The following is a 12,700-nucleotide window of genomic DNA, read 5'->3' on the forward strand; positions in this document are numbered from 1 at the left end:
GCCCAAGCCGACCGACACCTACGTGCAGCACCTGCGCGACGGTGGCCGCGCTCGCGCGCCGTACGGGGTGTCCGGCTGCGCGAACCCGGGTGGCGATCCGGTCCGCGCGGATCAGTCCTCGTCGCCGACCAGTCCCGCCTCGTGGGCGAGGATCGCCGCCTGCACGCGGTTCTTGACGTCCAGGCGGAGCAGGATCGTGCTGACGTAGGTCTTGACCGTACCCTCGGCGAGCCGTATCCGTTCCGCGATCTCGCTGTTGGACAACCCTTTCACCAGCAGGCTGAGGATCTGGGCCTCGCGCTGGGTGAGGCTGGCGATCCGCTCGCGGGCGGCGATCCCGCGGGCCATGCGACCGCCGGCGACCTCGGTGATCAGTCGTTCCACGACCTTCGGGGCCAGGTGCGTCTGACCCTTGGCCAGCGCGCGGACGCCGACGATGAGGTCACGAGGGTCGGCGGCCTTGAGCAGGAAGCCCGCGACGCCCTCGTCCAACGCCCGGGCGACGAGGTCGTCCTCCGAGAACGTGGTCAGCAGGCCAACCCTGGTCTCCGGCACGTCGTCACGCAGCAGGGCAGCCGTGGCCAGCCCGTCGAGACCGGGCATCCGGATGTCCAGCAGGGCCACCGTGGGCCGATGGAGACGGGCCAGCTCGACAGCGACCCGACCGTTCTGCGCCTCGGCGACGACCTGGATGTCGTCCTGCGTGGACAGGATCGCCTTGACGCCGGACCGGACCATCAACTCGTCGTCGGCCAGCAGGACGGTGATCACAGGCACGCCTCGCTCGTCTCCGGATGATCCGCCACCGGCGTCACGACCGGGTGAGCCTGTCCACGGTCACCAGGGTGTCGCCCGTGTAGCAGAGTCGGAACATGTCACTGGAAACGACCAGCGGATTGCGGTTGGTCAGATAGTACTCACAGTGCGCGTCGGCCGGCACCGGCGACTCGATCAGCACCGGAGGGGCGCTGCTGATGCTGCGCCGGGGCAGCGATCCAGCGAACTCGTCACGGTGCTGCCCCACCCGTAGTCGGTCGAAGTCCGCCGGGTCGAGCGCGGTGTCGGCCACCGTGAGCAGGTGGTAGCCGAGCAGGACGGCGCCGAGCGCACCGAACGCGGCGGCGGGCAGCCAGGCGGCGGACATCAGCCTCCGCCGCATGCGCCACTCCGCCTCCGGCAGCCCAGGCGGCGGTCCGGCCGTCAGGACCGCCTGGTTCGGAAGCATCCGATCACCGATCGGCTCGGTCAGGCTCCGGCGGACCGCTGCGGGCCGCGCGCCGATCGGCAGCCGGGCGCTGATCTCAAAGACGCCGTCCCGCGGCCCAGCGCTCACCGTACCGCCGGCCAGGCGGAGCCGCTCGTCGAGGCCGAGCAGGCCCCGGCCGGAATGTGGACCGGCGACCAGCGCCGAGGTCGCCGGCAGTGGATTGGTGACCGTCACCGTCAACTCGGCGGCCGTGCGCTGGAGCCGAACGGACACCGGGAGCCCGGCCGCATGGCGGGTGGCGTTCGTGACCGCCTCCTGCACCACCCGGTGCAGCGCGTGCGCAGCCATCGGCGTGAGGCCGGAAGCTCGCGGGTCGCTCGCGATGGGGGTGGTGGCACCGCCGACCGGGCCGGTGGTCCCGTCGGTCTCGCTGAGCGAGATCGGGACTCCTAGGTCACGCGCTCGGGCGACGAGGTCGGCGACGGTGGGGACCGCGGCGTCGGTCGCCACCTCCTCCCCGTCCCGGAGCATAGTGGTGATCTCCTGCAGGTGCTCGGTGGCGGCCACGGCCGTGGCCCGCAGCTCGCCGGCGGCACGGCGCTGCCGCTCGTCCAGGCCGTCGTCGAGTTCGAACGCGCCCGCCTGCAGCGCCATGAGACTCAGCTCGTGGCCGAGCGAGTCGTGCATCTCCCTGGCGATCCGGGCCCGCTCGCGGGTACGCGCCTCGGCCGTGCGGATCCGCTGCTCCCGGTGCAGCTGGCGGGCGCGTTCCCAACCGGCGTACGCGAGGTCAGCGCGCAACCGCCGGTAGCGTCCGGCCAGCCACGGCACAGCGGCAGCGCCGAGCACGGTGAGCGCCATACTCAGCCAGCGGCTCGACGTCCCGGTCAGGAGGGCGATCAGCAGACCGACGGCCAGTGCGCCGCCCAGACCGACCAGGGCGCCGCGATGGTCGGCCGACCGACGCCCGGCCAGGTACCCGATAATGATCATGAGGGCGATCGGCCACTCCGAAGAGCCGCCGACGTCCACCAGGCACGCCGTACCGGACAGGGCGGCGAGAGCGAGTGACCAGGCCGGCCGGATTCGGGAGAGGGTAACCGCCCCGACGATGAGGACCGGCGCCGTCACGTACTCCCAGGGGCGGAAGGCCAGACTCTTCGCGTCCTCGGCCAGCACACCGAGCAGGCAGACGTAGAGCACGGTGTCGACGATCCGCGGACTGGTGCGGAGACGGTGCGCGACCAAGCGGACTCTGCTCGTCGCTCGGCTGCTGCGCGGCCGCGGCTCCTCCACACCGTTGATGCTACAAAGGCCGCTCGGACGAGGTCGCAGCGCGCGATCCGGTTGCGCTACGACACGGCGATCGGTCGACAGACTGTAGGGGTCTGACCGGTGTCAGGGTCAGGAGCGGAGAAACGTGAGCACCGCGAGCACGCGCCGGTGGTTCTCCTCGGCCTGCGGCAGGTCCAGCTTCTGAAGGATGTTCCGGATGTGTTTCGCGACCGCCGCCTCAGTCACCACCAGTCTCGCGGCGATCGCGGCGTTGGAGCGGCCCTCCGCGACCAGGGCCAGCACCTCGCGCTCGCGGGCGGTGAGGGTCTCAAGGGGATTGCGGCGCCGGCGCAGCAGCTGCCGCACGACCTCGGGATCGACGACGGTGCCCCCGCCCACGACCCGGTCGAGGGCGTCGAGAAATTCCTCGACCTGCCCGATTCGGTCCTTCAACAGGTAACCGATGCTCGTTCCGTCACCGACGTTGAGCAGTTCGGTCGCGTACGTCGTCTCGACGTATTGACTAAGTACGATAATCGGCAGCCCGGGGAGGGCGCGGCGCAATTCCACGGCGGCGCGCAGCCCTTCGTCCTTGAATCCTGGTGGCATCCGCACATCGGTCACGACCACGTCAGGACTCCGGGTCTGCACCGCCTCGCGCAGGCTGTCGGCATCGGACACCGCAGCCACGACCCGGTGTCCGAACCGCGCCATCAGGCCGATCAACCCCTCCCGCAGCAGAACGCTGTCCTCGGCGAGGACTATTCGGAGTCCGGTAGCGGCTGGCAAGAAATCTCCACAACTATTCGGGTGGGTCCACCCGGCGGGCTGGACAGCGACAGTCTGCCACCTACGACGGAGACCCGGTCACCGAGACCGAGCAGGCCCGTCCCCGCCTCGCTGTCGGCGCCACCGCGGCCGTCGTCGCAAATGGTGACCGCCAGGCGGCCCCGCGAATAGCCGCCGACGATTTCGCCGTGGCTGGCACCGGAATGCTTCGCCATGTTCGACAGCGCTTCCGACACGACGAAATAGACCGTGGACTCGATGGGCCGGGAGAACCGCTGCGGCAGAGCAAGTGAGACATCCACCGGGATCGCCGACCGGGCGGCGAGATCGACGACCGCCGCCTCGATGCCGTAATCGGTGAGCACCGGTGGATGGATGCCGCGAATCAGTTCGCGCAACTCGACGAGAGCCCGGCCGGCCTCGTCATGCGCGCGGGTCAACTGCTCTGCCAGCGGGCCGGCCGGCGCGTCAAGCCGGGCGACGCCGAGCATAATCGTGAGCGCCACGAGGCGTTGCTGTGCGCCGTCGTGCAGATCCCGCTCGATGCGCCCACGCTCGGCCTCGAACGCGTCGACCAGGCGGACCCTGGAGCGGGTGAGCTCGGTGATCCGGTCGCCCAGCTGACTGACCGGCGAGGTGATGAGGACCCTGGCCAGCGCGCCGCGGGAACCGGCCAGCAGACCCAGCCCGTAAGCACACGCGACCACAGCGACGAGCCCCGCGGCACAGCTGGCGAAGGCGGCCGGCCAGGAGGTGACCGGGTACGCCTTCAGCACGTTCACCTGCTGTCCTTCGCCCACGGTGGCAAGCAGGAACGGGGTGGCGAGCAACGCGAGCGGCACGGTCACCCCCAGGATCACGGCGAACAGGTCGATCGGCCAGAGCACCACCATGAGTAGCGCGGCGAATCCCAGCTCGCGCCACGTGACCGGCTCGGTGAACCGGGTCCGCAGCCACGAGGCGAGGCCCGGGCGCGGCGGGGTCCGGTGCCCGTCCGGCACCGGCCGGGCGTCGATCATCCGCAACGACCGGCGCTCGATGCCGGCCACGGGCACGCCCAGCAGAGCGATCGCGCCGAGCAGTGGGATGCCGACGACCACCACCGCCAGCAGCCCGCCGACCGAGAGCAGAAGCAGGGCGACGACCAGCGTCAGCAATCCCGTCAACCCACTGGTGATCAGATATCCCACCGAGCGCAGAGGCCAGCCGGACCGCAGAAAGCCGGGCCGGGCCAAGGCCTGCCACACATTTTGCGCGCTCACCCGGACAACCGTAGGCGGCGCGCGATGGCGTTTCCAGCCAGCAGCCCGCGACCGGGGAAGGTGGTGCCTGCGTTACCAACAAGACCTGCTGCCCCCCACGTACTGGCGGCGCTCAACGGCGAGCTCGAGCGGCCGCCGGCCCGGCACCGGGAGCCGACGTTCGCATCGGTCTGCGCAGCTCGATCCCCTGGCCGGGTATCGCTGGCACTACCGCAAAGACTCGCTCCCGCGAGGCTGTGCGAGCCCTCGCCGTACACCAACGTTGAACCATGACCCGTGACGCGATCCGACTCCGCTCCGTCACCCGTGCCTACAGCGCGGGCGACGGAGCGGTGACCGCTCTGAACGATCTCTCGCTGTCCTTCTCCGAGGGCACCTTCACCGCCGTCATGGGCCCCTCCGGTTCGGGCAAGTCGACCCTGCTGCAGTGCGCGGCCGGCCTCGACCGCCCGACCTCCGGTTCGGTGCTGCTCGGCGAGACGGACCTGACGACGCTCAACGAGACCGGGCTGACCCTGCTGCGCCGCGAGCGCGTTGGCTTCGTGTTCCAGTCCTTCAACCTTCTGCCGGCCCTGACGGCCGAGCAGAACGTGGCGCTGCCGTTACGCCTGGCCGGGCGGCGGCCGGGCCGCTCCCAGGTGCAGGACGCCCTGGCCCAGGTGGGGCTGGCCGACCGCGCCAAGCACCGCCCCGGTGAGATGTCCGGCGGGCAGCAGCAGCGGGTTGCCATCGCCCGGGCGCTGATCACCCGCCCCGAGGTGCTCTTCGGAGACGAGCCCACCGGCGCACTGGACTCCACCACCAGCGGCGAGGTGCTCACGATGCTGCGGAAGATGGTGGACGAGCAGCGGCAGACCCTCGTCATGGTCACCCACGACCCGGTCGCCGCGTCGTACGCCGACCGCGTCGTCTTCCTCGCCGACGGCCATCTCAACGGCGAGTTGGAGTCGCCGACCGCCGTGGCCGTCGCGGCCCGCATGACCCAGATGGAGACCATCTCGTGCTGACCGTGACCCTCGGCACGCTGCGGACCCGCTGGGTGACGCTGGTCGGCACGTTCGTCGCACTGGCGCTGGGCGTGGCCCTGATCGCCACCATGGGCCTCGGGCTCGCCTCGACGCTGGACGCTCCGGAGCAGAAGTCGGAGCGCTTCGCCGCCGCGCCGGTGGTGGTGCGCAGCGCCGACGAGCTGCGAGTGCACTCCCCGACCGGCGACCGCACTCAGCCGCTCGCGCAGCCGCGGGGCGTCGCGCCCCGGATCGCCACGGTGCTCGCCGCGAAGGTGCCCACGATCGCCGACCGGTCGTTCCCGGTCCGGGTGGCCACGGGCGACGGTGACAGCCTCGTCGGGCATCCGTGGTCGATCGCCGCCTTCGGCGGGTACCGGCTGACCGCCGGGCACGAGCCGCGCAGGCCCGGCGAGGTCGTCCTGGCCGGCGACCCGTCGCTGGTCGGCAAGGCGCTGCCGGTGCGTACGTCGGCAGGGCTGAGCAACCGTACGGTCTCCGGCGTGGTCGCTCCGGCCCGCTTCGAGGAGGCGATGTTCTTCGCCGACGGCGAGGCGGCGAAGCTGTCGCCCCGGATCGACAACCTCGTCGTGCGGGCCGCGCCCGACGTGGTGCGTACGCTCGTCGGTCCCAACGCTGACGTGCAGGTGCTCACCGGCGACGACCGGCATCGGGCCGACCCGGAGCCCAACCGCGACCGGGACGCCCTCATCGCCATGAACGCGCTGCTGGGCACCGCGGGCGGGGTCACCACGTTCGTCTCCGTCTTCGTGGTCGCGTCCACGTTCGCCTTCGCCGTCGCCCAGCGGCGCCGCGAGATCGGGTTGCTACGTACGGCCGGGGCCACCCCGAGGCAGGTCCGCTCCATGATGTTCATGGAGGCGGCGGCGGTGGGCGTACTCGCCTCGATCGCCGGGTGCGCGCTGGGCTCGTACGGCGCACGTTGGCTCGCGAGGCTGCTCGTCGACGAACGGCTCGCGCCGCCGTGGTTCACCGTTGGCGCCCATTCGTGGCCGTACCATGTGGCCTTTTGGACCGGCCTGCTGGTGGCGCTGGCCGGCGTCACGGTGGCGACGGTCCGGGCCGGGCGCATCCGTCCCGTCGAGGCGCTGCGAGAGGCGTCGGTGGACAGCAAGGCGATGACGTGCGGGCGCTGGGTCTTCGGTGCCGGACTGCTCGCCACCGGGCTCGGCATGGCCTTGTGGCGGATGCTGTCCGACCCCGCCGACGCGCTGCACCGCAAGACGTACACCACCCAGCCGATGCTGCTGATCACCGCGGTGGCGCTGCTCGCGCCGATCCTCGTTCGGCCGCTCACCCGGCTGCTCGCCTGGCTTCCCGCCCAACTGCCCGGCGCCACCGGCATGCTGGTGCGGGAGAACGCCGCCGCCGGGGTCCGGCGTACCGCGGCGATCGCCGCCCCGGTGCTGGTGACCGTGGCGCTGGCCGGCTCGCTGCTGGGGGCTACGGCGACCATCAACGAGGCGAAGGCGGCCGAAATCGGCGACCAGACCCGCGCCGACCTGATCGTGCAGGCGGACGACGCGGCCGGGGGCTTCGACAGCCGTACGATCGCGCAGGTCCGGCAAGTGCCGGGCGCCACGGTGACGGCCAGCGCCACCACCGCCATTTACACCCTGGAGGAGGGTACCGCCCTGATCCGCTCGGAGGCGCACGCCGTTGATCCCCACGACCTCGCAGTCGCCCGCACGCTGCCGGTGCGGTCCGGCGACCTGGCCGACCTCGACGACAACAGCATCGTCGTCAACGACGAGTGGACGCAGCGCACCGTCGGCGAGCGGGTCGACGTCTGGCTCGGCGACGGCACGAAGGCATCGCTGCGGATCGTCGCCGTCGTCGCCGCGGGTACCGGCAACAACGGCGTCTTCGTGACCCCCCATAACGCCCCCGCGGTGGCACCGGACCGGCTGGACGTCACGTGGGCCGTCGGGGCCGACGCGATCGCCGGTGCCGCGGCGGTGCGAGCCGTCCTGGAGCCGACCGGGGCGGAAGTGCAGAGCCGGACGGACTGGATCCAGTCGCAGTACCCGAGCAACAGCCGCCAGACCCGCGTCGGCTACCTGGTGGTCCTCGGCATAGCACTGACCTACACCGGCATCGCGCTGGGCAACACGATGGTGATGGCCACCTCGGACCGGGTACGCGACCTCGCGGTGCTGCGGCTCGCCGGCGCGACGAAGCGACAGGTCCTCGTCTTGGTCGGCGTCGAGGCGCTGACGGTCGTGGTGGTCGGCGCGGTGCTCGGCACGATCGTGACGGCGTTCAACGTGCTCGGCATCTGGGGCTCGCTGGCCGCGCTGTCGGTCCGGTCCACCGTGGTCCTCCCCTGGCGGACCCTCGCCAATACGCTGGGGGCGTGCGCGGTGGTGGCGGTCGTCGCTTCCGTGCTGCCCGCGATCGCTGCCCTACGCACGCGCCCGGTGGAGCTGGCCGGCGCCCGCGAATGAGCGCCGCGCTGAGGACACACCTTGAAGCTCACACAAGTCTCGCTGCCCCGGTGACTTCTTCGAGCCCGCTGACGAGGCGACCGGACAGGGAGTCCTGACCAGAGGATTGGCGGTGGGATTCGAGTCTCAGCTGCCGGAATCCCGACCGACTCCGCCACCGCGGGTCGCCGAGCCGTACGCCGATGCCGCATGGCACTTCAGGCCGTGTTAGCCGTCACCGAAGGTGACGGCTAACACGGCCTGGGTGGTACCGACGCCGGAGCGTCGACGAGGTGGCAGGTCAGGTGACGCCGACGTTCAGGTAGAAGTGGCCGAGCTTGAGCGACAGAGAGGCGCCTCCGAAGTGGTGAACGAGCAGGGCCAGCAGGATGACGATCAAGATGCAGACGACGAGCCAGATCAGGAACCACACGAACCCTGGGATCCCGTAGCGACCGACGCGAGCCATTAGGCTCGCCCCCTCGCGGTTGGCGCTGCAGCAGGCGCCGCCACACATGGCCGTCTCGGCTGTCGATAACTGCGTCCGACGCTAGCGGACGTCTCCATACACCCTCCTTCATCGAGGTGTCCGCGAACTTTCCCTACCGAGGCGCGCGTCAAACTGGGACGGAGGAGCCCTGATCGCGTCCAGCGGGTCAGGCGTGGCAGACCCGGCACGCATGATCTGGGACATCGCTACTTGCCTTGCGCAGTCTGCGATCGAGTGCCGCGGTGGCGCGCGAGGCCGTGGCGCTTGGTACCTGGTCGACGGTGGCCGCAATCGCGGTCCGCACGGTCACGCCGGGCGAGGCCGCGGACGCGTTGCCGGCCCCGTCGCGGGCGGTCGCCACGAAGGGGTACGGAGTGTCCGTGCTCAACCCGGTCACCCGGCCAGGTCATCGGGTGTCTTCGGGGCAGGTGCCGAAGGTGATCGTGGGGAACTGATGCGGGGCGCTGCTTCCTCGCCTAAGCTGCGCCATAGGCATCGATTGTTATCGATAACAGGCGTTGGTGGCCGGGCCCAGTTCACTGGCGATCACGGGCCTCGCATTCACCGACCCCGATTGGAGTACCCGATGACCTGGCGTCCAACCATCGCCGCACTCACCGGCCTGTGCCTCGCACTCACCACCGCACCAGGCCCCGCCGGTGCCGCACCCGCACTCCCGCCACCTCAGGGAGCCGCTCATGTGAACGTTAACGCCAGCCCGCTCGCCGGCCCACCCGGCGCGCCCCCCGGGGTCTGCCCGGGCGGCACCGGGTACGGCCCGCCCCTGCCGGCCAGCTCCGTGTCCGCGACGAAGATCCAGGGCGGGTTCTCGTTCCTCGAAGGACCGGTCTGGATCGCCGACGGCGGCTACCTGCTGATGTCCGACATGGCCCCGGGCACCGGGCCGAACAACGTGCAGCCCTCCACGATCCGCCGGTTCACCCCGCCGGCGACCTTCGACACCTTCATCGCCAACGCCGGCAGCAACGGCCTGGCGCTCAGCCCCGACGCCCAGCAGATCATCGCCGCCACCCACGACCAGCGGAACGTCTCCGCATACCGGCTGAGCGACCAGGCCCGCAGCACCGTCGCCGCCGACTACCAGGGCCGGGCGTTCAACTCTCCCAACGACGTCACGGTTCGTTCCGACGGTGTCGTCTACTTCACCGACCCCAACTTCCAGCGCGGCAACCGACCCGACCAGATGAGCGGACGTACCAGCGTCTTCCGCGTCTCCGGCGTCCAGGTGTCGCTGGTGGACGACCGGCTGCGGCAACCCAACGGCATCGCGCTCTCCCCGGACGGCAGCACGCTCTACGTGGGCGCCTACGCCGAGAACAAGATCTACAAGTACGTCGTCCAGCCCGACGGCAGCACCGGCGCCCGCAGCGTCTTCGTGAACTACCTCGGCGGTCCCGACGGGGTGACCATCGACTGCGCCGGCAACGTGTACTGGGCCTCCGGCTCGGACGGGCTGATCCACGTCTACTCGCCCGCCGGCGCGCAGCTCGGCACGATCCGCTCCGGCGGCACCGGCACCACCAACGTGGCGTTCGGCGGACCCGACCGGCAGACCCTCTACATCACCTCCGGCCGAACGAACGACTCCGGCCTGTACAGCGTGCGACTCAACGTCCCCGGCTACCCGTACTGACCAAGAACCCCGGGAAGGAAAAGCACCGTGCGGATCACTCCCCACCAGCTCCCACACCGCGTCCCGCTCGCCCTGCTGATCTGCGCCGGCACCATCCTGACCGGCGTACCCGCAAACGCCGCGCCGGCCGCACCGGCGACCGGGAGCCGGCCAGCGGCCCGGCTCGCCGCCGACACCAGCCCGCCCACCCGGCCGGCCGGCCTGCGCAGCACCCGGCTGACCTGCCAGTCGGTCACGCTCTCCTGGTACGCCTCCTGGGACAACGTCGGCGTCGCCTTCTACGACATCTACCACGACGGCCAGCTCGTCACCTCGGTCTCGGGACGGACGCTGACCGCCACGCTCAGCGTCGTGCAGGGCGTCACCTGGGGCTGGTACGTCAATGCCCGCGACGCCGCCGGCAACGTCTCGCAGGCCAGCTCCACGCTCTCGGTCACCCCGCCGTTCTGCCAGCAGGACACGTCTCCGCCCAGCACGCCGACCAACCTGGCCGCGACGGTCAACGGCACGGATGTGACCCTCACCTGGTCGGCCTCCACCGACAACGTCGCGGTCACCCGCTACACCATCCTGCGCAACGGTACGGCGGTCGGCTCCACCACCGGCACCGCCAGCAACCCGCCGGCGACCACGTTCACCGACACCGGGCTGACGCCCGACACCGACTACCGGTACACGGTGACCGCCGGGGACGCCCAGGGCAGTGTCTCGGGGGCGAGCGCCGCGGTCACCGCGCACACCGGCTCGGGCTGCACGAGCCCGGTCTGCGGCGCCGCGGTGATCACCACCGAGAAGGACCTGCCCTGGGGCCTGGTGCAACTGCCCGACGGCACGGTCCTCTACGGCCGGCGCGACCTGTTCGACATCGTCGCCATGAACCCGGACGGCACCGACAAGCACAGCATCGGCACCGTGCCGAACGTGGCCGGCACCAACGGCGAGGGCGGCGTGCTCGGGCTGGCCGTCTCGGCCAACTTCACCACCGACCGCTGGCTGTACATCTACCACACCACCACGACCGACAACCGGATCGTGCGCATCCGCTACGACGGCACGCTGCAAACCGGCACCGAGCAGGTGCTCGTCACGGGAATCCCGCGCAACAAGTACCACAACGGCGGCCGGCTGCGCTTCGGCCCCGACGGCAAGCTCTACGCCGCCGCCGGCGACGGACAGGACCCGGACGTGGCCCAGGACACCAACAACCTGGGCGGCAAGGTGCTGCGGCTCAACCCCGACGGCACCGTGCCGGCGGACAACCCCTTCGGCAACTACGTGTGGAGCTACGGCCACCGCAACCCGCAGGGACTCGCCTTCGACTCCCAGGGTCGGCTCTTCGAGCAGGAGTTCGGCAACAACGTCATGGACGAGACCAACATCATCGTCAAGGGCGGCAACTACGGCTGGCCCGCCTGCGAGGGCACCTCCGGCGACTGCGCCAACCCGAACTTCAGGGCTCCGATCCGGACGTACCCGGTGGCCGAGGCCTCGTGCAGCGGCATCGCGATCGTCCGGGACGTGCTCTACATCGCCTGCCTGCGCGGCAACCGGATGTACCGTGCGGAGATCAGCGGCAACACGCTCACCAACATCCAGCAGTACTTCGTCGGGACGTACTTCCGGCTGCGCACCGTCGAACCGACCCTCGACGGCAACCTGTGGCTGACCACGAGCACCGGCGGGGACAAGGACAGCACCCCGAACAACAGCAACGAGAAGATCCTCAAGGTGACCCTCGGTGGGGCGGCGTCCGGCCCCACGAGCTGAGGACGAGCCGGGAATCCGGCACCGCCAGCCCTCGGAGGGTGTCCGCGTCGCGCGGGCACCCTCCGAGCGGTCCGGGCTAGGTGTACTGCCCAGGGACATTGGTTGAGGTCGTGTGCCGACACGACGTAGATAGACGTGATGACGAAGGCCTCCGGTTGTGGAGTGGAGCTGTCTAGGAACCGCTCCGCCAACCAGGAGGCCTTCGTGTCCCACGCTAACGCCGCTCTGACTCCTCGTGCACGTCTTCGCCTGGCGCGTCTGATCGTGGATCAGGGGTGGCCGGTCGCCCGGGCGGCGGAGCGCTATGACGTGTCGTGGCCGACGGCGAAACGGTGGGCGGTGCGCTACGTCGAGCTCGGCGCCGGTGGGATGGTCGACCGGTCGTCCCGGCCACACCACAGCCCTGCTCGCACGCCGCAACCGGTGGTCCGCAAGGTCGTGCACCTGCGGTGGAAGCACCGCCTCGGGCCGGTGCAGATCGCCGGCCGCCTCGGCATGCCCGCCTCGACCGTGCACGCGGTGCTGGCCCGTTGCCGGGTGAACCGGCTGTCACACATCGATCGGCGCACCGGCGAACCCGTGCGCCGCTACGAACACGACCACGCCGGCGCGATGCTGCACGTCGACGTCAAAAAGCTCGGCCAGATCCCTGATGGCGGTGGGTGGCGCTACGTCGGCCGGGTCCAGGGCGAACGGAACCGGGAGGCCACCGCCCGCCGCACCGGCACTCGAAATCACCGTTGGGAACCGCGGGTCGGGACTGCGTTCGTGCACACCGTCGTCGATGACCATTCCCGGGTCG

The 12,700-nt window shown here is 70.7% G+C and carries 10 protein-coding genes; 5 read left to right on the top strand and 5 right to left on the bottom strand.

Going from position 1 to position 12,700, the window contains the following annotated elements; translation table 11 throughout:
• Positions 1 to 111: 111 nt before the first annotated feature.
• The 4 genes from ACIBPB_RS24410 to ACIBPB_RS24425 form a co-directional block, all read right to left on the bottom strand.
• Entirely contained in the window at positions 112 to 771 is a 660-nt protein-coding gene (locus ACIBPB_RS24410) for a response regulator (RefSeq protein WP_396841815.1), read from the bottom strand.
• Positions 772 to 811: 40 nt separating this feature from the next.
• The gene (locus ACIBPB_RS24415; protein ID WP_396841793.1) at positions 812 to 2,455 is read right to left on the bottom strand and encodes a sensor histidine kinase; all 1,644 of its coding nucleotides are present in this window, start codon (positions 2,453 to 2,455) and stop codon (positions 812 to 814) included.
• Positions 2,456 to 2,611: 156 nt separating this feature from the next.
• Positions 2,612 to 3,271 carry a response regulator gene (locus tag ACIBPB_RS24420; RefSeq protein WP_396841794.1) on the bottom strand — a complete coding sequence of 220 codons (660 nt, stop codon included), beginning with the start codon at positions 3,269 to 3,271 and terminating at the stop codon, positions 2,612 to 2,614.
• On the bottom strand, positions 3,244 to 4,533 hold the full coding sequence (locus ACIBPB_RS24425) for a sensor histidine kinase (RefSeq protein ID WP_396841795.1): 1,290 nt from the start codon (positions 4,531 to 4,533) through the stop codon (positions 3,244 to 3,246). The genes ACIBPB_RS24420 and ACIBPB_RS24425 overlap by 28 nt, the downstream gene beginning before the upstream one ends.
• A 269-nt stretch (positions 4,534 to 4,802) precedes the next feature.
• On the opposite strand from ACIBPB_RS24425, the gene ACIBPB_RS24430 reads away from it, so the two are divergent.
• Both ACIBPB_RS24430 and ACIBPB_RS24435 read left to right on the top strand, forming a co-directional pair.
• Positions 4,803 to 5,540: an ABC transporter ATP-binding protein gene (locus ACIBPB_RS24430; RefSeq protein ID WP_396841796.1), complete on the top strand. Its 738-nt coding sequence runs from the start codon at positions 4,803 to 4,805 to the stop codon at positions 5,538 to 5,540.
• A complete protein-coding gene (locus tag ACIBPB_RS24435; RefSeq protein WP_396841797.1) occupies positions 5,534 to 8,008 on the top strand; it encodes an FtsX-like permease family protein in 2,475 nt (824 codons plus the stop codon). The genes ACIBPB_RS24430 and ACIBPB_RS24435 overlap by 7 nt, the downstream gene beginning before the upstream one ends.
• Before the next feature lie 280 nt (positions 8,009 to 8,288).
• On the opposite strand, the gene ACIBPB_RS24440 is transcribed toward ACIBPB_RS24435, so the two are convergent.
• A complete protein-coding gene (locus ACIBPB_RS24440) occupies positions 8,289 to 8,420 on the bottom strand; it encodes a hypothetical protein (protein WP_357324439.1) in 132 nt (43 codons plus the stop codon).
• 757 nt (positions 8,421 to 9,177) lie between these two features.
• On the opposite strand from ACIBPB_RS24440, the gene ACIBPB_RS24445 reads away from it, so the two are divergent.
• From ACIBPB_RS24445 to ACIBPB_RS24455, 3 genes are all read left to right on the top strand, one after another.
• Positions 9,178 to 10,131, top strand: a complete 954-nt coding sequence (locus ACIBPB_RS24445; RefSeq protein ID WP_396841798.1) for an SMP-30/gluconolactonase/LRE family protein — start codon at positions 9,178 to 9,180, stop codon at positions 10,129 to 10,131.
• A gap of 27 nt (positions 10,132 to 10,158) precedes the next feature.
• The gene (locus ACIBPB_RS24450; RefSeq protein WP_396841799.1) at positions 10,159 to 11,898 is read left to right on the top strand and encodes a PQQ-dependent sugar dehydrogenase; all 1,740 of its coding nucleotides are present in this window, start codon (positions 10,159 to 10,161) and stop codon (positions 11,896 to 11,898) included.
• Positions 11,899 to 12,102: 204 nt separating this feature from the next.
• Positions 12,103 to 12,700 (top strand): helix-turn-helix domain-containing protein (locus ACIBPB_RS24455; protein ID WP_396841816.1); only part of this gene is annotated, 598 nt, incomplete at its 3' end.

Source organism: Micromonospora sp. NPDC049836 (assembly GCF_044465125.1).
GTDB lineage: Bacteria > Actinomycetota > Actinomycetes > Mycobacteriales > Micromonosporaceae > Micromonospora.

Coding starts and splice junctions, on each gene's coding strand:
- ACIBPB_RS24430 (WP_396841796.1), top strand. CDS start 4,803: ATGACCCGTGACGCGATCCGACTCCGCTCCGTCACCCGTGCCTACAGC.